Source organism: Sphingobacterium arenae (genome assembly GCF_014692505.1).
GTDB lineage: Bacteria > Bacteroidota > Bacteroidia > Sphingobacteriales > Sphingobacteriaceae > Sphingobacterium > Sphingobacterium arenae.
In genome coordinates this window covers 34,479-58,005 of record NZ_JACNYK010000009.1, presented here as the reverse complement: position 1 = coordinate 58,005, position 23,527 = coordinate 34,479, and the positions used below count along the sequence as shown (strand labels likewise).

Below are 23,527 nucleotides of genomic sequence, written 5' to 3'. Positions count from 1 at the left end.
AACGCATTGATATGATAGTCAAAAATAAAATATACGCGGCGATAGTAGTCTTGTTATTGACCGCTGTGGGATGTAATAAATACTTGGATATATTGCCGGACGATAAACCGGTTTTGGAGGACGCATTTAAAGATCGGTATAACGCAGAGAAATATTTGTTTACATGCTATGGAAGTCTTCCTGTAGTTGCAGATCCGATCAATACGCTTGGCCTTTCTGGAGGTGGTGATGTGGTATACGATCCGTTGAATACGCCAGGAGGGAATACGGCACATATTACCAGCACCACCCTGCTATTTTTTAACGGAAATAATACGGCAAACCCTTATATGAATTTCTGGGATGGTGAGAATGGTGCAACCAAAAATATATGGCAAGGGATACGGCATTGCAACGTATTTCTGGAGCATATTGGTCCGGAAGATGGAGGCCCTAGAGATATGGATGAAATGGAACGGGAACGGTGGATCGCCGAGGTGAAAACCATTAAAGCTTACCTTAATTTCTATTTGTTTCAACTCTACGGCCCGATTCCAATTGTGGATAAGGTGATTCCTATTGCCGCAAAGGGCGAGGAATTAGCTTTTTACCGAGAGCCGGTTGATCAGGTAACGGATTATATCGTCAATTTGTTGGACGAGGCGATTGAATCTTTACCTGTTGTCGGGGAGATCGATCCGGCGTCGGAATATGGTCGTTTTACTAAAACGATCGCACGGAGTATCAAAGCCAAGACGCTGGTGTTGGCGGCGAGTCCGATTTTTAACAACAACAACTATTATCTTGGCTACACCGATAACCGTGGAGTGGAGCTTTTTCCGGAGGGTGATAGTCGGGAAAGATGGCAGCGAGCTTTGACAGCGGCTGATGAGGCGATACGTTCTGCCGAGGAAGCCGGATATCGTATACTGGTCAGTGCCGATGCAGGCTCCGGTGCTATTCCGGATGTGAATAGTACCAATATTAACGATACGACCAAAGCGATGATTAGCCTGCGCCAGGCTGTTACCCAGCCTTGGAATCAGGAAATTATTTGGGCGACGAATGCGAGTACACGACAGTTGCAGCGCTTTGCCAGTATGTTAAGCAATTCCGAATGGGATAATATGGCAGGCTCCGGTGCTCCGGATATTGGACAACGGCATGCACCTACATTGAACGTGGTGGAGTCTTTTTATTCAGCTAACGGAGTACCCATAGAGGAAGATGCCGAATGGGATCGAAATGGCTGGTATGCGAATCGTTATACAACGCAATTGCCGGAGGCAGATCATACCAAGTTTTTGATAAAAAGCGGACAAGAAACGGCATTGTTACATCATAATCGTTCCCTGCGATTTTATGCTTCCGTAGGTTTTGACGGTGGTATTTGGGAAGGTCGTTCTGAACCCCTGTCGAATCCGGCATTTCCGAATTTTATGCGGCACATGGGGAGTGGCTTTAAATATGGGGTAGAGTATGGTTTTTATCCTTTGTCGGGTTATCTGACGAAAAAAATGGTGCATCTCAGGACGACATATACCGCGACGCGGGTAGAATTAATTTACGAACCGTATTCCTTTCCGATTATTCGCTTAGCAGATTTGTATTTGCTCTTGGCCGAATGTCTTAATGAGGTCGATGGACCTCGTGTGACAGATTCTCAGGGAAACAATGCCTATCATTATCTAGATGTGATTCGTGCTCGTTCGGGAATGGAAGGCGTGGTCGATAGTTGGCAAAAATATGCTTCTGCCCCGTATAAGACGAAACCGGATAATCAGAGCGGATTGAGGGAGATTATCCGTCAGGAGCGTCTTAATGAACTGGCTTTTGAAGGGCATTATTATTATGATGTGCGTCGCTGGCTTATGGCAGAGGAAGTGTACAATCAACCTATTTTGGGCTGGAATAAAGAAGGCGAAAATAAAGCTGATTTTTATACCTTGAAAGTGCTTTTGCAACCGAGGTTTTCGATGAAGGACTACCTCATGCCGATCAAAACCAATACATTACTTCAGAATAGAAATCTTATACAAAACCCAGGGTGGTAATTAATTGATAGCGAAAATGAAAAGCAATAGAATATACGCAACCCTCGTGCTGATTATCAGTATGATGGCGGTCTCCTGCATGGACTCCTATTTAGGAATCGAACAGCCCAATTTTGGTACGGACACACCCGAAAAATTGACGGTGAACCGTGTGGTGCCGATGGCCGGAGCCTTAGAAATTCATTTTAGTTTGCCCGCCGGAAACCCGAATCACGCACAGGTGGTGGCTACCTATATCAATAAGATGGGCAATGAGGTGGAGTTCAAAGTGTCGCGTTATAGCAATACGATTTTGGTGGAAGGTTTTACCGGGACTAATGAAGTTACGGTGGATTTGGCGGTCATGGATGAAAGCGGCAACAGATCGGATATTACGCAAGTACGCGATAAGCCTTTGTTGTCGCCGGTGGAGGTCGCCCGGGCAAGTTTGTTGGCTACGCCGGCTTTTGGTGGTGTAAAACTGGAATGGGACAACAAAGAGGCTTTGCCTTTTGCGATCCATGTGTTGACGGAAGATGAAATACAACTGGGGGAGAAAACGTTGATTGAAGATCCTTCTAAAACGATTTATAGTTCGGATTCCCTCAATACAGCTACTTATTTGAGACAATACGATAATGTGGAGCAAACCTTTGGATTTGCGTTGTCGGATAAGTGGGGTAATCGGACGGATACCCTGATCGAAATGATCACTCCTTTTAAGGAAGATATCATTGATTATAATTTGGTAGAGGCAGTTACTTATTTCAATCCAACTTATGGGACAACAAGTAAAGATTTTGCAGAATTTGGAGTTGATCCGGTAACAGGTTTGCTAAACGATGCCACCACCCACAGTGCAGGCTTTGCGCCGATAACCATGTTTAACGGCGTAACGACCGCAAATAACTTTTTGGCGCGTAAGTTTTACGAGGAATCTTCGGATGGGCAACGTACATATATCGACGATGTTTACGTAACGTTTGACTTGCGCCAAGATTTACGACTTAGTCGTGTGCAACTTTACCCACGTCCATCGTCTAGTTACCTGTATTCTCGGTCGAGTGTAAAGCGGTTCAGAATCTGGGGAACCGATGATGCCAATGCATCGCGTTGGTCTAATTTTCCAGAAGGGTGGACGTTAATTGGTGAATACGAAGGTAAGATGCCGGCCAATTCAGCAAGTATCACGCAGGAAGAGACTGATTATTTTTATAACAGACAGGAATACGCTATCTCCGAGGACAACGTAAACCCAGAGGCAACTCCTACGGCATCGTTCCGTTATATGCGGCTTCAACTTATGGAAAGTTATACGGCAAACGAGAACTTCTATACCATCAATGAGTTCAAAATGTTTGGGGAGGTATTGAAGTATTATTAATCAAAAAAGAATGTTGACAATGTATAACTATATAAAACAAATGACAATAGGCTTGTTGGTGTTTACGGCAATAAGCTGTGATGACGCGGATGAATTGCTGAATCAGCACATCAAAAACGGACCGATTGTATATGCAGGAAAAATTGCAGAATTGGAAGTGAAATCAGGTTATGAAAAAGTAGGTGTTCGAATTCTACCTGTGGAGGATGTGAACAGAGCACACTGCGTGTTGAGATGGAACGCTGCTTCGGGTAATCCGGATTCGGTAAAGGTGAATTATGTGCCGGAAAACTATGAGGAAGATTTGGCCAGTTATTATGCTGAATTGGATATGTCCGGTATTGAAGGGAATGTTTTGATCGAGGCGTGGAATGTGGATGCTTTTGGAAACAGGTCATTGCTGACGGATCAAGGAGGTTTTGTGTATGGTCCGAATTATGTAGGAACATTGTTGCACGTCATGCCTCGATTTATTTCTGATGGTCAAACGATCGAATTCGATAATCGGGTAGGGGTTGTAGATAATTTGGTCAGTTACGAGCAGAGCAACGGACAGTTTACGGAAGAGGTGCGTGTCGTAGAACGCTTAGAGCTGCATGATGCTAAACCCGGAGGGTTCGTGCGGAGTAAAACACGATATCTAATTAATGAAAGTGATATTGATACACTCGTGACGCCAAGCTATCTGGAGTCGGTTATTCCTTAAACTCTTTCGGACGATGAAAATGATGATGAATAAAAGAATATGGACCATGAAAAATATACTCACCACGTTGATTGTGGTTATCATGACCGTGCAGCCCGGTTTTACGCAGAAACTTGAATATGCCACCAATACCGCCATAGACTCTATGGCGGCATTCCGCAAAACATCGCCTTTGCGCCTGGATGAGAAACGGTTAGCCTTTTTACATCAGTTTCAGCGCTATTCGGATCGTTTGGAAGCTAGTACCTTTAAAGCCTATTTAGCCAAGACGGAAGACGAAGCTGAGCAAATGGAAAAAGAAGTTCCGATGATCTACTGTTATCGGGAAGCTTTCGATAAAGTGCTGGATGAGGTGAAGAAGACCAAGTTAAAAAAGGGAACAGCCCGGGTTTGGTTATTGTATAACATGGGATTTGTCGTAAAGACCCCCTCTGGCTGTTTTGGTATCGATGTAGAACACCGATTGGCCGAGCAATTGGAACCTTATCTGGATTTTCTTTGTATCACGCATAACCATGGTGATCACGCGCATGTGAAGCTTATGGAAGCAATGACAAAAGCCGGTAAACCAGTCATTACAAATTTCTATAAAGGCTGTGCGGAGTATTTGTCAACAACGGCTACAAGTTATCAGATTGGTAAGTTTACCGTCCGAACAGATATTTCCAGTCATTTAAGAAGTCCTAAACTTCCCGATTTCGTGATGTCCTTGCGTATAGATTGCGGTGCCGATGGGGGAGGCTTCTCGCTGTTACATTGTGGAGATTCTGGTTTTGAATCCGATCGATTCGCTAATGTACAGGGTGATGTCGATATGCTGATCTTGCGTTGGGGTGCACCAAGGGAAAATGATATTATAGGCACTGCGGAGGGATTGGTTAATCCAAAATATGCGGTATTATCGCATCTGATCGAACTACGACATGAACCGAAGGGGCAAGCGTCTATCACGCAGACCTTGAAGCATCTTGCCGGCGTAAACTGCGAAAATACGATTATGCCTTTTTGGGGCGAGCAGATGGTTTGGAAGAATGGAAAACTGATTAGATGAAAAGTAACTTTTCTTAACAAAAACATAACGGCTCATTCTCAGGCTAGTCATATTTATTTTTGTTATTTTGCTTCTGTTTTTATACTAGATATGAAAAACCTGAAATGCAATTATTAGAGAGCAGAAAATACCTTGATATGCTACGAGCCGGTGAAGAAGACGGACTACTGTTTTTTATGTTGCAGTATGGCGAACAGTTGCGTTTTTTTGCATATAAAATTACCAAAAATAGGGAGGCTTCGGAGGAGATTGTTTCTGAGTCATTTTATAAGTTGTGGCAAGGACGTGAAAAGGCCGTATCTGTAGAAGCAATCAAATCTTTTCTGTACCTGACGATCCGCAATGCCTGTTATAATCATATAGGTTCTTCGTATCATAAAACAGTTGATTTACGGGAAGAGTTGTTGCGGGACATGGTAGAGACGAGGACAGATATACTCACGCATATCATCTATACAGAACTGATTGATCAGATTGTTGCAGAGTTGGACAAGCTCCCGACACAGCAGGCAGAAGTGTTTCGCCTGTCTTATCTTGAGGGACTGGGTACACTGGAAATTTGTGAGACCTTAGGAACCACCGCGAACAATGTATACTTTGCCAGGTCAAAAGCCCTTTCAGCTTTACGTCTGATCTTTAAAGAAAAAGATATCAGTTTTTATACCACGTTTTTAGTGTGTACATTCCTGACTAATTTTTAATCCTTTTACTTTTTATCTCTACTCCAAATTTCATATATAGGATCACCTTTTGAGCTCAAACCACTATGGTGCCAAGCACCATCTTTCAATTCACCATCAAAGCTTAAACGAGCTCCGACACGGGAATTATCTCGAGAGAAAAAGAGAATATACTCACTATATTTTCCATCGGTAAACGTATAATGTCCACCTCCCGTACCGGAAAAAGTCTTCGCTCCCGGATCTATAGCTACCCATTGGAAATAGCCATCCACTAAGAGCTTAATGGTTTTTCGTGTGCCACTTTGGTGTATTTGAACAAGATTGTCGCCTTGTTTTCGTCCGGTTATCCGCCACAACCCATCCAAATCTTGGGCCTTAGCCAGTACCTTTTTCCATGTCGATCCGGCTTGTTCTTGTAAACCGTCCGTATTTGCAGTCAAAGCGAAGCTTTCTGTTTGGCCAATCATACTCGCATCGACATCATTATATTCAATCTGAATGTTTAGTGTTCCATCTTGATAGGCGTAAGGGCCACCAAAGGTCGATACATAAGCGTCATCTTTGTAGGTAATCTGAGAAGAATATCCATCAATAAACATCCAAACGATATTCATACCGCCTTTTTTCGTTGTATATACACCTTTCAGATTTGACGAAGTTTGTGCCATAATTAGTGTGGCAATAAGCATTAAAACAGTTGATAAAATTAATTTCTTCATGATATGTCTATGTTGGTTCTACATAAAAATAACAAATTATACGAGAACATGTTCACACAAATTATACCTTTGTGCGTTTAAGATAATAATGAGATTGATACGTTATTGTTTCTTGTTGACCATTTTAGCCTTTTTTAGGAGCCATGCTGATGCCCAGCATTTTGGTACTTTGCACCATGTTGACACGACTGTACAGCTGCTGGACACCAGTAGGCAGGCTCGCTGGGGGAAACGTTTTCAAGCAGATTTGCCACTCCATTTCGCTCGTACCACCCAAGAACCTAAACGAGAAAAGAACTTTTTGCGTGCCGGTTCCGAGTGGCTCATTGCCAATATCGTTCCTGCTACTTTTAATCGGTTTATAACGAAAGACCCGTATTCCTACATCAGTTTAAAAAATTTCATCAACCATCAACGATTATCTGCTTGGGATTGGGATGATAATCAGTTTACGACAAATCATTTAGATCATCCTTATCACGGACAGCTATATTTTAATGCTTTCAGGAGCAACGGTTATAGCTTTTATCAATCCAGTCTGGCCACCTTCGCTGGGAGTTATCTTTGGGAAACCGGCGGTGAAACACAAGCCCCTTCTATTAACGATTTAGTAAATACCACGTATGGTGGAATTATCTTGGGAGAGATGACACACCGGATTGCGCGTAATATTTTGGGACGAGGAAATCGGCACCGTCGTTCACGTGTTTCAAATGAAATAGGTGCCTTTTTTGTTAATCCAGTGAATGGTCTAAATCGTTTGCTGGACGGAAAATGGGGGAAAGTAGATGCCTATAATGCAGTTGATTCCTCTACGATATGGACTGAAGTAAATATCGGTATCCGGCGCTTCGATGCGCAAGAAGGGGATATTGTGGAGCGAGGGAAAAACGGATCCTATGGTCGGCTCAGGTTATGGTACAGTAATGGCCCCGAAAATATAAAACGACCGTTCGATCAGTTTTATGTAAACTTGGAATTTGGAAAGGGAGACAGCACATTTATCAACGCAGTTAATGTGCATGCGCTCTTGTACGGGAATAAATTCTTTGAAACCAAGCATGGTGATCATCACGGTACACTGAGTGCTAATTATGATTTCTATAACAACGATGCATTTTTCTATGGCGCGCAAAGTTTGGCCTACAATTGGAATTCAGAATTCCGTTATAAAAAACAAAACCGCCTAAACATGAGTGTGGGCGTTGGTGCTATATTGTTGGCGGCTGTACCAGATCCTTATTTGCTGTATGGAGCCAGTCGGAATTACAATTATGGTTCAGGAGCAGGGTACCGCTACCATGCTGAGTTAAGTTTACTGAATCGCCTACTCATTACCGGTGATTATAATGGTGGTGTCTTTTTCACCATTAGCGGTAATGAATCCTATTATATTTTACATGCAGGAACATTGGAAGCCAATTTGCGGCTCGTCAAAAATTTTTCACTAAATGTCAGCTCTGGCTACTTCGCGTTGGAAGGACACTTTGAGGAAGAACAATATCCCGACTTCAATCGAAGTTTTCCATTTGGACGGTTGTCAATTGGGTATAATGTTAGATTCTAATATGTTTTTATGAATACTGCATATGCTGCAGTTCTTTTCCAAATAGATGGACATCCTTTATAGGTTTGAAACCCATGTTTACATAAAGCTCCTTTGCTTTAGGGTTATTTTTGTCTACCAATAATCCCAATACCTCACTATATCTGTGCACGAAAAGGTCGATAACGTAAAGCAATAGTGTTTTTCCAATGCCTCTTCCCTGTGCAATTGGTGATACCGCGATTGTGTCGATGTAAATTTCCCCACCCTGCGTTTCCTGACCTAGGTTTGGTTCCCGGTTATAATGCATCCGTAAATAAGAAAGAACGGGTGCCCGTAATTGTTCTAATGAATCCCCTGAATAAAGACAGATTTGCCCGACAATTTCTTCATCTTCTTCCGCTACGATGATATGTTCATAGCTATATTGATTTCCTGGTTGAGCGATATGATGTACTAAAAAGGCAATCGCTTTCTGTCGATCCGATTCACCAATAAAATAATAAATAATCTCTTCCATGGCGGTCAACATGATGGGTGCTATCGCACCTGCATCGCTGGGCTGGGCTTTTCTAATCCGTATCATCATACAAAAATAGCAAAGGCTACCCAAAAAAGATAGCCTTTGTTTGTGGTCATTGTTTTCTAAGACCCTTAGTTACTGTCTTTATCCAATTTTTCGAAATCTACATAAGAGATCTCCTGTGCTTTTAGCTTCACGTTTTCCTTCAGGTAATCAAACACCTTCAACGCTTTAGCTTCTTCAAAAAGACGGTTTGCTTGTTCTCTGTCTTGTAATAATTGAAGAGCATACTGACCTAGTTGTTCATCTGTAGGCTCGTCGTTGATGTTGTACATCTTGATTTGCGAATAGATACGTTCTTTTGCTAAGTTAATCACTTCGTCATATTTAACCTCTAGATTGTTAGCTGTGACGATGCGGTTTTCAATAATTGTCCACTTCAAGTTACTTAAAAAGTCAGCAAAACCCTCTTCCAGTTCCTCGTCAGAAATATTCGTATTTGTTGCCTTCAACCATTTTTTCAAAAAGGTCTCGGGGAATTTGACATCTATTTTTTCCATGCCATACGTATACATGTCGTTACGTAACTTCTGATCCGCATTTTGTTTGAAAAGACCTTCTACTTCTTCTTTTACTTTCGCTTCGAATTCTTCTTCCTTGGTTACGTCACCTGCAGGGAATAGCTTATCAAAGAACTCTTGGTTTAAGTCTGCCTCTTCCAAACGGTTGATGTTCTTAACCGTCAACTCAAACTTTGTTACGTCCAAGTTCTCAGCCTCGTCTTCAGTAATACCTAGAATACGTGCAGTATCGGCTACCTTAAATGCTTTTTTGATGTCGATTTTAGCGGTATCATCCTGTTTTAAGCCAACTAATGCCTTCTTCGTTTTCGCATCTTCAATAATGTCGGTGCGTACAGATGTCGTTTTTTCAATACCCTCTTCTTTGACTTGTTTCAATGTACCATATAGGACATCCCCTTCTTCCGAAACCTCGGGGTTAGTCATTTTGCCATAGCTGCGACGAAGATTTTTAACGCGTTCCGCTAATGTTGCATCGTCCGCCTTGATATCGTAAGTTGTAAATTCTGTTTCTTTAGCGAACGGAGTTTCGAATTCAGGAGCAAGACCGATTTCGTATGTGAAAGTGAATGTATCGTTAAAATCCCAACTGTACTGCGCATCCGCGTCACTTTCTGCTGGAAGAGGTTGCCCTAAAACTTCCAACTTGTTCTCACTAATATACTCCGAAATCTTATCGTTTATCAATTTATTGATTTCATCAAATAAAATTGATTTTCCGTAAGTGCGTCTGATGTGACCTACTGGAACCATTCCTGGACGGAAACCTGGTAATTTAGCCTTTTTTGCTTGTTCTTTAATAGCTTTATCTACCGAAGGGTTGTAATCTTCGGGCGCTAGTTCAACCTTGATGTTCGCGTTGATATTATCAACTGTTTCGTGTGAAATATTCATACTCTCGTTTCGCTTTTACGCATTTTACAAAAAAAATCCTCCCGAGTTTATTAAGTTCGGGAGGATATCAAGTGCGGAAGAAGGGACTCGAACCCCCACGCCTTGCGGCGCCAGATCCTAAGTCTGGTGCGGCTACCAATTACGCCACTTCCGCAGTTATTAGGACTTTTATTGTGGCACAAAGATAGTAAGCCTCCTCTTATCTTGCAAGATTTTTTTTGATTATTTTATAAAAAGTAAAAAAAGACATTTTTACCTTGCATAAGTGCTTTGTATTCATTTACTTTGTTTTTCAAAGTACTTTAATCGGATACGATGAAAAATGATTAGAATGGAGGAAAGCAGCTACATGAATATGCATATGGATCAACAAGATTTGATAAAAGAAATTGGGCATATCCGCTCCATGATGGAAAAATCGTCCAAAGTGTTGTCTATTTCGGGGCTTTCCGGGGTACTGATCGGTATTTATGCGCTGCTTGGCGCTGCGGCGGGTTACATCGTGGTGTATGGTTTTGATAGTGGTTTCGATTATAGGGATCATTACGTCACGGAACCAGCGGTTATCAATAACTTAATCGGTATCGCATTGGTTGTTCTAATCGCCTCATTAACGACAGGTCTATGGATGGCACGAAGAAAAGCGAAGAAGAGCCGTCAACTTATTTGGAATTCGTCCAGTAAAGCGATGCTGCTGGCTATGGTTATTCCATTGATGACAGGAGGGCTGTTCTCCTTAGTACTGCTTTCGAAAGGTTATTTCAGTTTAATAGGTGCAACACTGCTTATTTTTTATGGTCTGTCTTTAACATCTGGAGGTATTTACACGTTTAAAGAAGTACGCTGGTTAGGTATATTGGAGATTCTATTAGGGTTATTGGCCTTACTGTTTCCAGGATATGGGTTATGGTTTTGGGCATTTGGATTTGGTGTATTACACATCATTTATGGTTTTATTGTACATAGAAGATACGAATAATAGTGGGGTTGGATTTTTCTCTATATGATAAGGTATTCGAAAATCGTATACGCCTGCAAATCATGAGTGTGCTGATGGCTAACGATTCGTATGATTTCACTTCGCTTAAGGAAATGTTGGAGGTGACCGATGGCAATCTGGCATCCAACTTGAAAACGCTGGAGAAAGAGGGGTATATAAGTATAGAGAAGAGTTTTGTTGATAGAAAACCTAATACGCGATATAAGCGGACGGAAAAAGGGGCGAAAGCTTTCGAGAATCATTTAACAGCATTAGAAAATTTAATAAAACAGCAGTATAAATAATTTTTTTATTCACATACTTTGAAATTCAAAGTTCTTTTAAAAACAAAAAAATGGAAAATCAAAACACTCCCCCCGCATTTCCACCGTCTCAACCTACCTTTTTTGAACGGTTAGCTAATTCTGTCATCTTAAAATTAGGAATTATTCTTTTTTTAGTTCTCCTCTTACTTATTCCTATGGAGAGCGTGAAGGATTTAATAAGGGAACGTAAAAATAGGGATCAAGCTGTCAGTAATGAAATAGCGAGCAAATGGGGTAATAAGCAAGTTGTTTCCGGACCTATTATTGGAATACCTTATACCCATTCGTATAACGTGAATACAACCGATGAAAAAGGTGAGATCAAGGTAGAAAAACATGTCGAAAAAGATTATGTCTTTCTCGTTTCCAAAAAGCTCGATGTGAAATCTACAGTGGAACCTACCTATTTGAAGCGCGGAATCTATCAAACGGTGGTTTATAACGCAACGGTTGCGCTACGTGGTGAATTCGATGAAATAGACTTGGCAAAATTGGATTTAAATCCGGAAGATCTAGCTTGGGAAAAAGGAAAGGTATTTATTGGACTAAGTGATCTGAAAGGAGTAAAAGCTGTTCCAAAATTAAATATGGGGGCAGCGGACGCGGAGTTTGAAGTCGGTAACACCGATGTTTCGCTCTTTGAACAAACCATGGTTGCCAACGTAGATTTGTCGGATAGATCAACCAAAAACCAATTTGAGATAAATTTAGATATCCGGGGCTCGCGCAGTCTGACTGTTTTTCCAACAAGCAATGAGACCAGTATAATCGTTTCCGGTATCTGGGAAAACCCCAGCTTTAACGGCGGATTTTTGCCGGAGGATAGAACAATTTCACAACAGGATTTTGTCGCCAAATGGCGTATCCCCAGCTTCAGCCGAAAATTTCCACAGCAATGGAAAGGGGCGCGAGGTAATATGTACCAAGTAACAAACTATGAAGTTACAGATGTAGACTATCCTGTGGCTGTTATACCGGAACCTAGCGTTTCTTCTACAGGAGCAAATGTGCAGCTATCTACAGAGCAGGATATGGTACAAGTCAATTTTCTGGAATCTGTAAATAATTATCAGAAGACAACGCGTGTTGCCAAATATGGTATTTTGGTGGTACTCTTGACGTTTACTTCCTTGTTCTTTACCGAAGTCATTAAAAAGCAACGAGTTCATATTGTTCAATATGTATTGATTGGTTGTGCCATGGTGTTGTTTTATTCATTGCTATTGGCATTAAGTGAGCATATCGGATTTAACTTTGGCTATCTGATTGCTGCGTTAGCGACGATTATACTCATTTCCTCGTTTCTCTTTGGCATTACCAAAGAGAAAAAGATTGCATTTATTTTCAGCGGTATTCTTTCCGCTTTCTACATCTTTATTTTCTCATTGATGCAACTGCAGGACTATTCATTGATTGTCGGTACAATAGGTGTGTTTGTCATTTTGGCTCTATTGATGAAACTATCCACTCGGGTGAATTGGTATCAGTTTGAAAAGAAATAACTTTCTTCTCTTCTTTTTCCCCGTGAAAAAGAAGCAAAACTGAACAAAGAGAGCTCATGGACACCAAAATGAACACTTGTCCATAAACCTCGCCGCTTCGAATGTTTTACATTTGGGATAGTGCTAAAAATTAGTCTGTACAGTTGTAAAACATTCGGATGCGGCATTTTAAGGTTAAGGATGGGGTAATACAATTGCATGACCCCTCCTTAACTTTATTTGTCGCATCCAGCTATTTGAGGTATGTAGAGATTCATCCTTAGTACCATCCACTATCTCAAATAGCTGAAGCGACGATTTTTTTTGTATACTTTTTTTGAGAGAAAAAAAGTATAAGCCCTGCCGCGGCTTGAGCGGCATAAAAACATTTAAAGAAAACCTTTGATTTTTAAATCGAAGCTACATTTCCTATCTTGCAACAAAAAAAAGCGCAAACCTTATGGATAAAATTTCAATTTTAGCCTGTGCTATGCTAGCGAGTACCTTGTCTTTTGGACAGGAGAATTCGAATATGAGAGTAAAAAGACCGGTAACAACAAATAAAGTATATCATTTGAAGAAAGAAGTGATGACCCCGGAAAAACTGTGGGAATTAGGGCGTGTATCAGCAGAAGGGCTATCGGCAGATGGCAAATGGCTGGTGTATGGCGTATCCAATTATACGTTCGGCGAGAATAAATCAGAAAAAAACCTCTATGTCATTCCAATACAAGGAGGGGATCCTGTCCAATTCACGCAGGAAGAAGGCGGTGAATCTGTCGTTCAGATAAAAGAAAACGGCGAAGTCATTTATCTATATAAGGGTCAACTATGGTCCAAACCGTTAACGGGAGGTGAAACGAAACAACTAACAGATCTAGAAGGAGGCTTGGAAAACGTAAAGCTATCCCCCGATGGGAAACATATTCTATTTAGTCGGGCAGTACTCATTCATCCTTACCACAGTAAAGATAAATACAGCGACTTGACGAAATCAGATGTCTATATTTATGATGATTTAGACTACCGGCATTGGGATACTTTTAATGACGGTCGTTTTAATCATCCATTTATTGCTACTTATGATAATGGTAAGATAGGAGTGCCGTTGGATATCTTAAAAGGAGAGCCTTTTTATAGTCCGCAAGCGCCGTTTGGTGGTGCAGAAGATTTTACATGGAGTCCAGATAGCAAGGCCGTGCTATATGTATGTAAGAAGAGATTTGGTAAGGAATATGCCTCCAGCACGAATACGGATATATACCGATACGATCTGGAGAACAAAGGAACTATCAATATTACAGAGGGGATGAACGGTTATGATACACATCCTGTATATAGTCCAACTGGACAGCAGTTGGCTTGGTTGAGTATGAAAACCGATGGTTACGAAGCGGATAAAAATGATATTATCCTTTTTGATAAGGCAACAACACAGCGCAAAAATTTGACAGCACATTGGGACGGAACGGTTAATTCCTATATATGGAGCAAAGATGGCAGGAAGATATATTTTACGGCTCCGGTTCGTGGAACGGTACAGCTGTTTGAAATAGCGTTACCGAAAAATTCTGCCCGGAATACATCGTCTAAAATAACGCAGATCAGTGATGGTGAGTTTGATATCGCCGGTATTGTCGAAGAGGTAGATGGTGGTCTGGTCGTGGCGTCTACGACCATGACACGTGCGACAGAGGTCTATAAGTATGATTTCAAAAAGAAAACACTGGTCGCTATTACCAAGGTGAATGATGATATTTTCAATGATCTGGCTGAAACGAAAGTGGAGAGGCGTTTGACGGAAGCCTCCGATGGTAAAGAGCTGTTCTCTTGGGTTATCTATCCGCCTGATTTCGATCCCTCGAAGAAATATCCTACTTTGCTTTATTGTCAAGGAGGACCGCAATCAGCTTTAACGCAAACGTATTCCTATCGGTGGAATTTTCAATTGATGGCGTCGCAAGGCTATATTGTTATTATGCCGAATAGAAGGGGGATGCCGGGATGGGGTGTGGAATGGAACGCGGATATATCAAAGGATTGGGGTGGCCAGCCTATACGTGATTATCTTTCAGCAATTGATGATCTCGCAAAAGAATCTTATGTAGACCGAGAACGCCTAGGGGTAGTCGGGGCTAGCTATGGAGGATATTCTGCTTTTATGTTAGCCGGTGTTCATGAGGGACGGTTTAAGTCGTTTATTTCGCATTGTGGATTGTTTGACATGACTTCCTGGTACGGAACCACGGAAGAATTATTTTTTGCTAATCACGATTTAGGTGGCCCCTATTGGGATAAGAACAATGCAAAGACCTATACTGACTTTAATCCCCTAACGCATATCGATAAGTGGGATACGCCTATTCTGATTTTTCAGGGTGGGAAAGATTACCGTGTTCCTATTGGACAAGGCTTAGCCGCTTTCCAAGCTGCTCAGTTGAAAAATATCAAAAGTCGTCTAGTCTATCTTCCCGAGGAAAACCATTGGGTACTATCCGGACATAATGCATTGGTGTGGCAACGGGAATTTTTTAGTTGGTTAAAGGAGACACTATAATTATTTCGTGTCCTTTTTTCCAAAAATACTTAGACGGATATATTTGCCAGGCCTTTCCTCTACATCTTTAATTAAGTTATCCAGATTTTCGGAAGCACTATTAAGGTTGTTGTAGAGGTTATCGTCGTGTAATAGTAAGCCGATAGAACCTTCTCCATTATTGATTTTAGTGGTAATAACTTCCACGTTTTTCATCACTTGGGTAGCATTGTCAATCGTCGCTTTTATTTCCGTTTTGGCAAGATCGTCGGATAGGCTGTCCAGATTGGCAAGGATATTGTTTATTTTGGCGTTATTCTTTTTGAAGTTTCCCGTAATAGATTCTAGATTTTGCATAATCCTGGCGAATCGGATTTTTTCGGACCCCATCAATCCTTCGACATCGCTGGTGATGGCCTCCATGTTTCGCAATGAAACAGAAATACTATGTAGGCTGTTTTTAAAATCACGCTGAAATTCCTTGTCTAATGCTGTATTAACTGCAGAAAGGACAGAATCTAACTTCACGACGAGGTTTTCGACCTTTAATTGTAACGGCTCCACTTTTTCCAATAAGTTGGCTTGTACATCCGAGAGCAGGGGATCTCCACTTTTTGCTAAGGTGGTGCTGTTACCCAGCTCAAATACGATAGCCTTACTGCCTAGTAAGTCGGCACTTACAATGCGGGCAACCGTATTGGAAGGTATTTCATATTCATTCTTTATTTTAAAATGCGTACGGATCTTACCATTTTCTAGAAGTCGCATCTCCGACACACGACCAATTTGGTAGCCGCTGACAACTACGGGTTTCGAAATCGTTAAGCCATCCACATTATCATAATCCGTGTAAAACTCCTTTTCTCTGGAAAAAACATCATTTCCCTTCAAAAAGTTATAGCCTATAAACAATAAGGCGAGTGCAACTACGGTAATGATGCCTACTTTTGTTTCGTTTGAAATCTTCAAAATATGTCTAGCTTGGATAAATTAAATTCATTATACGTTTAACAACAAACGAATGTAACAAATGTTTATCGTTCTGCCGCTGTTTTATACGTTTTTATTGCGTCGAATAAGTTTTGCACAATCTCTTTTTGACCTCCTGTTGACAACATGTAATCTTCTTCAGTGGAGCTGCTCATGAAACCAAGTTCCGTCAATACAGCCGGCATACCTGCGGTAGAAAGTACGGCGAGGGATTGCTCTTTTACTCCCCTGTCCGGCCGACGAGAAGTTGAAAATTTATCCTGCATCAAAGAAGCAAGCTTGATACTCTCTCTGCGATATTGATTTTTCATCAATTGAAAGACAATCATACTGGAAGGATCCTTCGGATCAAAACCGCCATAGTTTTCTTCGTAATTATCCTCTAATAAGATAGAAGCGTTCTCTCGAATAGCAGCATCCTGTTGTCCTAACCGGTTATAACCACATACTAAGGTTTCTGTTCCCCTAGCGGGAGATCGGCGAGTCGCGGCCGCATTGCAATGGATGGAGATAAAAAGATCAGCTTTATGTTTGTTCGCTAGTGCCGGGCGCTCATATAGCGGTATGAAGATATCCGTTTTACGTGTGTAGACAACCTTCACACCAGGTAGTTCGGCTTCAATTTTTTTGCCTAATTTTAAAGCAACCGCTAGCGCGATATCCTTTTCATTCGCTTTTCTTCCTTTCGCACCAGGGTCTTTTCCACCGTGACCTGCGTCAAGTACGATAGTACGTAGAGGTTGTCGGGCACTTTTGGGATCTTGACCGGAAGAAGAAGAGGTAATGGATGAGGTTGTAAGCGTCAACGTAAAAATCGTAGCTACAAATAAAGTCAGCCTTTTTACATTTAAATTTCTCGTCATGTGTATTATATCCTTATATATCCTCGTTTAAAATACGGTACAAAGGTACAGTAAAATTATTTTTTATTAACGTTTGTCCGTCATGCTTTCTAAATCTTTTTTGCCTATTTTTGCCGATAGGTAGTTTTAGTACACACAAAAATAACATTCATAATTCACATTGAAGACGTTAACTTGTTTTTTCTGTAGCCTATTGTTCCTGTTTGTGGCCATTTCGGCCTCTGATGCACAGGTTGCTCCGTCTTCAAAAGCTATTACTTCTAACGTGGAAGATACCACATTAATTGTTGTGGACAGTGTGAAAAGCATCCGAGATACGGCAATCGTCGTCGATTCGACCAATTCGATAGACACGACCAGAAATCATTTAAAGGAAACACAAGGGCAGGACACCGTGATGATGGAGGACGATAGTGGTTTGGAGACGATGGTCACTATCGTTGCAAACGATTCATCTTGGAACGAGGTCAGCAAAAATATGCTTCATCTTTATAACGGTGCTAAAGTTAAATATCAAGATTTTGAATTGGCTGCCGACTATATTCGATTAGATCGGAATACCAACCAATTGTTTGCTAGTGGGGTAACCGATCATAATGGGAAGTATGTCGGTCGGCCTGTGGTTATATTTCCGGGTGAAAGCCCCAAGTCCGTCGATTCACTGGTGTATGACTATAAAAGCCGCGAGGGAAATACGTATGGTATCATGACAGAAGAAGATGGAGCCTATATTCAGGCGAGAGTCGTGCGAAAGAATCTATACGATGAGCTTTCTCTGCAAACGGGAATGTATAGTACCTGTAACTTACCTTATCCCCACACACACTTTGGTATTCAATTTACAAAGGGTTTATTAGCAAAGAACCATATTATAGTAGGACCAGCCTTTCTCGTGGTGGAAAATATCCCCATTAAGTTTGTAGCTATCCCCTTTGGCTTCTTCCCTAAGAACAACAAAAGATCTTCCGGACTTCTTTTTCCATCTTTTGGAGAGGATGCGACTCGTGGTTTTTCTATCCGTGATATGGGGTGGTATCTCGCATTTAATGATTATTGGGATTCCGAAATTAGGGGAAGCTTGTATTCGAAAGGCGCATGGGAAGCCAGTGTACGTACAAATTATTTGGTGAACTATAAATTCAGTGGCGGTTTCAACATCCGCTATGCGTCGACACCGTCTGGGGTAGAAGGTACGGAAAATTACGGCGTCAATCGGGATTTTAACGTAACTTGGAACCACACCCAGCGACAGGAGGCTAATCCCGGCACTTCCTTCTCTGCTTCCGTTAATTTTGGTACGAGTTCCTATTTCCGAAACACAGGGTTTAATCAACAAAATTCAATAGAAGATTTGACTCGGAATAATATGTCATCTTCGATAGCCTATGGTAAAGTTTTTGCCGATGGAAAAGTGAATTTCACGGCCAACTTAAGCCATCGTCAAGATATGGCGTCCGGGCAAGTAGACTTGGAACTACCGTCGTTCAGCTTAAACGTGTCCACGTTTAACCCGTTCGATTCCAAAGATCGTGTAGGCGATCAAAAATGGTATCAACGTATTACAGTCGGTTATAGTTTGCAGGGACGCAATACCATCTCTACCGCGGATTCACTACTTTTTAGAAAACAGGCATTAAATGACTTTACCAATGGTTTTCAACATAATATTCCCATTAGTTTGAGCTTAAACGCGTTCAAGTACTTTCAATTTAACACGTCGGTAAACTACACAGAACGCTGGTACCTGCAGAGCGTTCGTAAACGATTGGTCAATGAAGTCAATGGTTTTTCCCCTATGCGCGATACGGTCAGTGGTTTTGAGCGAGCGTACGACTACTCGATGTCTGCAGGTCTTTCCACGAAGATCTACGGTATGTACCCTAAAATGGGAAAAGTAGAAGCCATCCGACACGTGGTGACACCGTCTATTAACCTCAACTATCGCCCGGATTTTTCGGATCCTCGGTTTGGCTTTTACCGAGATTTTGTAAACGACAACGGTGTGGTGGAGCGCTATTCTATCTTTGAAGGAGGTATGTTTGGTGGACCCGGAGCAGGTAAATCTATGGGGATCGGCTTTTCTGTCGATAATAATATTGAAGCCAAGGTCAGGAATAATAACGATACGACGGGTAAAGAAGCATTCCGAAAAGTCAAGATTTTGCAAGGTTTGACCTTTAGTGGAAACTATAATTTCCAAGCCGATTCGTTGAAACTTTCGACTATTAGTTTCTCCGGACGTACATCACTGTTTAAAGAGAAGATTAACCTAAACTTTAACGGTACATTTGACCCTTACACCTTTAACCCCGAAACTGGACAACGCATCGATCGATTTGCCATTCAAGACGGGAGTTTGGCTCGACTCACTAACTTTGGGTTGTCGTTCGACTATAGCCTTAATCCCAACGCAAATAAAAGTAGGAACGACAATCTCGACTCCCTTCGCAACCAAATGCCCAATATGACGGCCGAGCAGGCGGATGCGCTCGCACGTATCAGCACGAATCCAAATGCATTTGTCGACTTTAATATCCCCTGGAACTTAAATGGCTCTTTCAGTATGAACTATAATAAGTCTTGGAATCGCGAAGAAAGACGGATGATGAATAATGTGACAGCTACAGTCAATATAAATGGCGACTTTAATGTAACACCTAAATGGAAGATACAATTTAATACGGGTTACGATCTTCGGCAAAAAGCCCTTTCGCTTACGCGGTTTAGTATTTATCGTGACTTGCATTGTTGGGATATGTCCGTGGGTTGGACTCCCTTTGGGCAATATAAGAGTTACAATATAACAATTCGTGCGAAAGCTTCGATATTGCAAGATCTGAAATTGACGAAGCGGGAGAGTCATTATAGTTATCGGTAGTCTTTCTTTTTTATCCATTCATATTTTTTTTAATTGTATGGATGAGCACTTCGTGGTTTAACTCAAAAAAGAAACAAAACCGAACGAAGTGAGCTCATGAACACTAAAATAAACACATGTTCATAAAAAATCGTCGCTTCGGATGTTTGAGAAAATGGATAGTGCTAAAGGTAAGTTTCTACAGGTCTCAAAATCCGGATGCGACATCCGAACTTACATTATGGGAGGTGCAAAAAATGAATAAAATCGATAACAATGCAGCTGTATTACGTACAGCAGAAATCATTACGATAGGCGACGAGCTATTAAATGGACAGGTAGTGGATACCAATTCCGCGTGGATTGCCCAGCACTTAGGAGCATTGCATATTTCCGTTGTTCATATAACCTCGATATCGGACAAACCTAAAGCTATACAGGAAGCTTTACGACAGGCGGAAGAGCGCGCAGATGTAATCATCATGACAGGGGGACTGGGACCTACTCGAGACGATATTACGAAAGCTGCTGTAGCAGCATATTTTGGTACCACACTGATACGCAACGAGACGGTCCTAGCGCATGTAGAAGGCATTTTCCGTCGTACCGGTAGAAAGCATATGCCAGCTATGAATATCGGACAAGCCGACGTATTGGCAAACGCAACAGTCCTGTTCAATGATGTCGGAACAGCACCGGGTATGGCCGTCGAACGTAACGATAAATATTTTGCCTTTTTGCCAGGTGTACCATTTGAGATGAAGTTTCTGATGGAAAACCGTGTCTTGCCTATGTTACACGGTATGCACAAAAATGATGTCTTTGTTTATAACACCTACTTATTAACGGTGGGTATTGGAGAGTCACATTTAGCCCAACAGATCGCCGATATTGAAGATACCTTACCTCCGTTTATTACCTTAGCCTATCTTCCGCGAATTGGAATGGTACGTTTGCGTTTTACAAGTGAGGGCACGGATATGGCGTATTTAACAAGCGTAACCAACAGTTTTAAACAACAGGTAGTTGAACGACTAAAAGAATATATTGTCTCGGTAGACAACGTTTCTTTCGAAGAAGTGTTAGTGCAAGCATTTACCACAGCCGGTATTACACTCTCTACTGCTGAAAGCTGTACGGGCGGTGCCATTTCTGCACAAATTACAGCAGTTCCCGGCGCTAGCCAGATGTTTCATGGGGCCGCGGTCGTCTATTCTAATCAAGCCAAGATGGATATTTTAGGCGTCTCATTGGATACCTTAACGCAATACGGCGCGGTCAGTGAATGCACTGTCAAAGAAATGGCAGAAGGAGCCAAGCGTGTATTCGGCACAGACTATGCTATTGCTACAAGTGGTATTGCTGGTCCTAGCGGAGGAACAGAAACAAAACCAGTTGGTACAGTCTGCATAGCTGTTGCGGGAAAATCAGAGACAAAGGCACAAACATTCCATTTTAAAAACGATAGAACCATTAATATTGAGCGAACCGTTATGGCCGGATTAACGATACTCTGGGATATGTTGAAATAATATTCTATTTTTGCTTCGATATAAAATATTATGTTTTGTTTAATTGAAATTGTTAGATTAAATGTTAATTTAGTAAATCATTCAATGAACTTAGGTCAATATGGGTATTTATAAAGTGGTGCTTCCAAAAATGGGAGAAAGTGTTTCCGAGGCGACCATTACGAAATGGGTGAAAGCGATTGGAGATTCAGTTGAGGAAGAGGATCCGATCGTCGAAATTGCGACAGACAAGGTAGATTCTGATGTTCCTGCGCCGGTGACAGGAAAGATATCTAAGATTTTTTTTGAAGAAAACCAAGTAGTCCAAGTAGGCGAAGTAATTGCGTGGATTGAAATAGAGGGAGATACGGATGAAGATACGAATCGATCTGAAATAGAAAAGATGGAGGATGCTGTTCCTGAATCGCAACCAGAAATCTCCCAAGAGACATTAGAAAATCATACTACAAAAGCGGAAGCTCTGGAGACCACTTCCGTCGTAAAAGAGGAAGATATCCAGTCCTCCGGTATTCCCGGTACGAATCTCTTAGCGCCAGAAATGCGCGAAAAGACGGTGTTGCATTCCGGTACGCGCTTCTATTCTCCTTTAGTCAAAAATATTGCACAGGAGGAAGGGCTTAGTCAAGCAGAGCTGGACAATATCCGAGGTACAGGTGCGGAAGGTCGGGTCACGAAACAGGACATCCTCGATTATATCGCAAAGCGGATGGCATCACCTCAAGTAACATCACCAGATCAACACCCTCCTGTGGAGGAAAAAGTAGAACGGACGAGTATTTCGCAAGTAGTGACGCCTGGCGATGAAATTATAGAGATGGATCGCATGCGCAGGCTCATAGCAGACCATATGGTAAATAGCGTTAAGACGTCGCCGCATGTGGCCTCCTTTGTGGAGGCTGATGTCACGAATTTGGTCAACTGGAGAAATAAGATAAAGGATAGCTACAAAAAACGGGAAGGCGAAAATATTACGTTTACCCCCATTTTTATTGAAGCTGTTAGTAAAGCGTTGCGTGACTTTCCTATGGTGAACGTATCGGTTGACGGGTATCAAATTATCAAACGGAAGAACATTCATATTGGTATGGCGGCGGCATTGCCCTCTGGCAATTTGATCGTGCCGGTAATTAAAAATGCGGATCAACTCAGTCTGGTTGGATTGAGTAAAGCGGTGAATGATTTGGCAAATCGAAGTCGGCAGAATCAATTAAAACCGGACGACACGAAAGACGGAACTTTCACGTTTACCAATATAGGCGCTTTTGGAAATATTATGGGCGTTCCTATTATCAATCAGCCGCAAGCAGCAATTTTGGCTGTCGGTACCATTAAGAAAAAGCCCGCGGTCTTAGAGACGGAACATGGAGACGTAATTGCCATCCGTCATATGATGTATCTGTCAATGTCTTATGACCATCGTATCATCGACGGTGCGTTAGGCGGAACATTCCTGAAGCGCGTTGCGGATTATCTAGAAAATTGGGATATCGATCGGGAGATTTAAATAATAGAAAACGGCATGTCATTATAACACGCCGTTTTTTTATTATTTTGTATTGTTAATGGCCTCTTGTTCCCGTAACCTGTCGATATTATTCTTTTCGCTGTATTCTTCCGTCTTTTCTTGGAAAGATTCTAGGATTTCTTTAATAGAATCCGAGTTGTCAGCAGTACGCTGATAGATATCAGGCATTTTAGATTCTATTAGTTTGTCCCCCAACTCAATGTTATCAACTTCGATTTTGCCTATCTTTTCTAAAACAGCCTGTTGACTATTTCGTACATCTTCCAGTTCCCTGACAATTTTTGCCATGAGGTCGAATTTTTTCAATTTATCCATATCACATTTTGTTTTAGTCCGTTA

General features: G+C 41.6%; 19 protein-coding genes and 1 tRNA gene. 13 read left to right on the top strand and 7 right to left on the bottom strand.

Annotation, left to right across the window (positions count from 1 at the left end; translation table 11 throughout):
* The first annotated feature begins 11 nt into the window (after positions 1-11).
* The 5 genes from H8B17_RS20005 to H8B17_RS19985 all read left to right on the top strand — a co-directional run bounded on the left by H8B17_RS20005 (position 12) and on the right by H8B17_RS19985 (position 5,854).
* Positions 12-2,033: a RagB/SusD family nutrient uptake outer membrane protein gene (locus H8B17_RS20005; RefSeq protein ID WP_190311013.1), complete on the top strand. Its 2,022-nt coding sequence runs from the start codon at positions 12-14 to the stop codon at positions 2,031-2,033.
* Between the two features lie 16 nt (positions 2,034-2,049).
* A complete protein-coding gene (locus H8B17_RS20000) occupies positions 2,050-3,396 on the top strand; it encodes a DUF5000 domain-containing lipoprotein (RefSeq protein WP_190311012.1) in 1,347 nt (448 codons plus the stop codon).
* Between the two features lie 19 nt (positions 3,397-3,415).
* Positions 3,416-4,102, top strand: coding sequence for a DUF4998 domain-containing protein (locus tag H8B17_RS19995; RefSeq protein ID WP_190311011.1), 687 nt, complete (start codon positions 3,416-3,418; stop codon positions 4,100-4,102).
* A gap of 46 nt (positions 4,103-4,148) precedes the next feature.
* Positions 4,149-5,153: an MBL fold metallo-hydrolase gene (locus H8B17_RS19990; RefSeq protein ID WP_190311010.1), complete on the top strand. Its 1,005-nt coding sequence runs from the start codon at positions 4,149-4,151 to the stop codon at positions 5,151-5,153.
* A gap of 104 nt (positions 5,154-5,257) precedes the next feature.
* Entirely contained in the window at positions 5,258-5,854 is a 597-nt protein-coding gene (locus H8B17_RS19985; protein WP_190311009.1) for an RNA polymerase sigma factor, read from the top strand.
* A gap of 5 nt (positions 5,855-5,859) precedes the next feature.
* Here the strand turns inward: H8B17_RS19985 and H8B17_RS19980 are convergent, their stop codons facing one another.
* A complete protein-coding gene (locus tag H8B17_RS19980) occupies positions 5,860-6,555 on the bottom strand; it encodes a hypothetical protein (protein ID WP_190311008.1) in 696 nt (231 codons plus the stop codon).
* An 88-nt stretch (positions 6,556-6,643) separates the two neighbouring features.
* Here H8B17_RS19980 and H8B17_RS19975 point away from each other — a divergent pair, with 88 nt between their 5' ends.
* Complete coding sequence (locus H8B17_RS19975; RefSeq protein ID WP_223816704.1) at positions 6,644-8,122, top strand: DUF3943 domain-containing protein; 1,479 nt, start codon at positions 6,644-6,646, stop codon at positions 8,120-8,122.
* 7 nt (positions 8,123-8,129) lie between these two features.
* Here the strand turns inward: H8B17_RS19975 and H8B17_RS19970 are convergent, their stop codons facing one another.
* From H8B17_RS19970 to H8B17_RS19960, 3 genes are all read right to left on the bottom strand, one after another.
* Positions 8,130-8,690, bottom strand: coding sequence for a GNAT family N-acetyltransferase (locus H8B17_RS19970; RefSeq protein WP_190311006.1), 561 nt, complete (start codon positions 8,688-8,690; stop codon positions 8,130-8,132).
* 65 nt (positions 8,691-8,755) lie between these two features.
* The gene (locus H8B17_RS19965) at positions 8,756-10,099 is read right to left on the bottom strand and encodes a trigger factor (protein WP_190311005.1); all 1,344 of its coding nucleotides are present in this window, start codon (positions 10,097-10,099) and stop codon (positions 8,756-8,758) included.
* A 72-nt stretch (positions 10,100-10,171) separates the two neighbouring features.
* Positions 10,172-10,253: transfer RNA gene (locus H8B17_RS19960), tRNA-Leu, on the bottom strand.
* Positions 10,254-10,421: 168 nt separating this feature from the next.
* Between H8B17_RS19960 and H8B17_RS19955 the strand changes: the two genes are divergently transcribed.
* The 4 genes from H8B17_RS19955 (at position 10,422) to H8B17_RS19940 (ending at position 15,442) form a co-directional block, all read left to right on the top strand.
* On the top strand, positions 10,422-11,078 hold the full coding sequence (locus H8B17_RS19955; protein WP_223816703.1) for a hypothetical protein: 657 nt from the start codon (positions 10,422-10,424) through the stop codon (positions 11,076-11,078).
* 8 nt (positions 11,079-11,086) lie between these two features.
* Entirely contained in the window at positions 11,087-11,383 is a 297-nt protein-coding gene (locus H8B17_RS19950; protein WP_223816702.1) for a winged helix-turn-helix domain-containing protein, read from the top strand.
* Between the two features lie 50 nt (positions 11,384-11,433).
* Entirely contained in the window at positions 11,434-12,906 is a 1,473-nt protein-coding gene (gene creD / locus H8B17_RS19945; protein WP_190311003.1) for a cell envelope integrity protein CreD, read from the top strand.
* 439 nt (positions 12,907-13,345) lie between these two features.
* The gene (locus tag H8B17_RS19940; RefSeq protein WP_223816701.1) at positions 13,346-15,442 is read left to right on the top strand and encodes a S9 family peptidase; all 2,097 of its coding nucleotides are present in this window, start codon (positions 13,346-13,348) and stop codon (positions 15,440-15,442) included.
* Here the strand turns inward: H8B17_RS19940 and H8B17_RS19935 are convergent, their stop codons facing one another.
* Both H8B17_RS19935 and H8B17_RS19930 read right to left on the bottom strand, forming a co-directional pair.
* A complete protein-coding gene (locus H8B17_RS19935) occupies positions 15,443-16,390 on the bottom strand; it encodes an MlaD family protein (RefSeq protein WP_190311002.1) in 948 nt (315 codons plus the stop codon). It lies immediately after the preceding gene.
* 65 nt (positions 16,391-16,455) lie between these two features.
* Positions 16,456-17,274, bottom strand: coding sequence for an N-acetylmuramoyl-L-alanine amidase family protein (locus tag H8B17_RS19930; protein ID WP_190311001.1), 819 nt, complete (start codon positions 17,272-17,274; stop codon positions 16,456-16,458).
* Between the two features lie 160 nt (positions 17,275-17,434).
* On the opposite strand from H8B17_RS19930, the gene H8B17_RS19925 reads away from it, so the two are divergent.
* The 3 genes from H8B17_RS19925 to H8B17_RS19915 all read left to right on the top strand — a co-directional run bounded on the left by H8B17_RS19925 (position 17,435) and on the right by H8B17_RS19915 (position 23,167).
* On the top strand, positions 17,435-20,152 hold the full coding sequence (locus H8B17_RS19925) for a putative LPS assembly protein LptD (protein WP_223816700.1): 2,718 nt from the start codon (positions 17,435-17,437) through the stop codon (positions 20,150-20,152).
* A 236-nt stretch (positions 20,153-20,388) separates the two neighbouring features.
* A complete protein-coding gene (locus H8B17_RS19920; RefSeq protein WP_190311000.1) occupies positions 20,389-21,663 on the top strand; it encodes a competence/damage-inducible protein A in 1,275 nt (424 codons plus the stop codon).
* Between the two features lie 100 nt (positions 21,664-21,763).
* Positions 21,764-23,167, top strand: a complete 1,404-nt coding sequence (locus H8B17_RS19915) for a dihydrolipoamide acetyltransferase family protein (protein ID WP_190310999.1) — start codon at positions 21,764-21,766, stop codon at positions 23,165-23,167.
* Between the two features lie 42 nt (positions 23,168-23,209).
* Here H8B17_RS19915 and H8B17_RS19910 read toward each other — a convergent pair whose 3' ends face one another.
* The gene (locus H8B17_RS19910; RefSeq protein ID WP_190310998.1) at positions 23,210-23,503 is read right to left on the bottom strand and encodes a hypothetical protein; all 294 of its coding nucleotides are present in this window, start codon (positions 23,501-23,503) and stop codon (positions 23,210-23,212) included.
* Positions 23,504-23,527: the final 24 nt, after the last annotated feature.

Bases quoted from the DNA above. Each gene is read 5' to 3' on its own strand.
- creD (WP_190311003.1), top strand. From the start codon at position 11,434: ATGGAAAATCAAAACACTCCCCCCGCATTTCCACCGTCTCAACCTACC.
- H8B17_RS19975 (WP_223816704.1), top strand. From the start codon at position 6,644: ATGAGATTGATACGTTATTGTTTCTTGTTGACCATTTTAGCCTTTTTT.
- H8B17_RS19965 (WP_190311005.1), bottom strand. From the start codon at position 10,099: ATGAATATTTCACACGAAACAGTTGATAATATCAACGCGAACATCAAG.
- H8B17_RS19915 (WP_190310999.1), top strand. From the start codon at position 21,764: ATGGGTATTTATAAAGTGGTGCTTCCAAAAATGGGAGAAAGTGTTTCC.
- H8B17_RS19910 (WP_190310998.1), bottom strand. From the start codon at position 23,503: ATGGATAAATTGAAAAAATTCGACCTCATGGCAAAAATTGTCAGGGAA.
- H8B17_RS19980 (WP_190311008.1), bottom strand. From the start codon at position 6,555: ATGAAGAAATTAATTTTATCAACTGTTTTAATGCTTATTGCCACACTA.
- H8B17_RS19930 (WP_190311001.1), bottom strand. From the start codon at position 17,274: ATGACGAGAAATTTAAATGTAAAAAGGCTGACTTTATTTGTAGCTACG.
- H8B17_RS19995 (WP_190311011.1), top strand. From the start codon at position 3,416: ATGTATAACTATATAAAACAAATGACAATAGGCTTGTTGGTGTTTACG.
- H8B17_RS19985 (WP_190311009.1), top strand. From the start codon at position 5,258: ATGCAATTATTAGAGAGCAGAAAATACCTTGATATGCTACGAGCCGGT.
- H8B17_RS19970 (WP_190311006.1), bottom strand. From the start codon at position 8,690: ATGATGATACGGATTAGAAAAGCCCAGCCCAGCGATGCAGGTGCGATA.
- H8B17_RS20005 (WP_190311013.1), top strand. From the start codon at position 12: ATGATAGTCAAAAATAAAATATACGCGGCGATAGTAGTCTTGTTATTG.
- H8B17_RS19955 (WP_223816703.1), top strand. From the start codon at position 10,422: ATGATTAGAATGGAGGAAAGCAGCTACATGAATATGCATATGGATCAA.
- H8B17_RS19920 (WP_190311000.1), top strand. From the start codon at position 20,389: ATGAATAAAATCGATAACAATGCAGCTGTATTACGTACAGCAGAAATC.
- H8B17_RS19990 (WP_190311010.1), top strand. From the start codon at position 4,149: ATGAAAAATATACTCACCACGTTGATTGTGGTTATCATGACCGTGCAG.
- H8B17_RS19940 (WP_223816701.1), top strand. From the start codon at position 13,346: ATGGATAAAATTTCAATTTTAGCCTGTGCTATGCTAGCGAGTACCTTG.
- H8B17_RS20000 (WP_190311012.1), top strand. From the start codon at position 2,050: ATGAAAAGCAATAGAATATACGCAACCCTCGTGCTGATTATCAGTATG.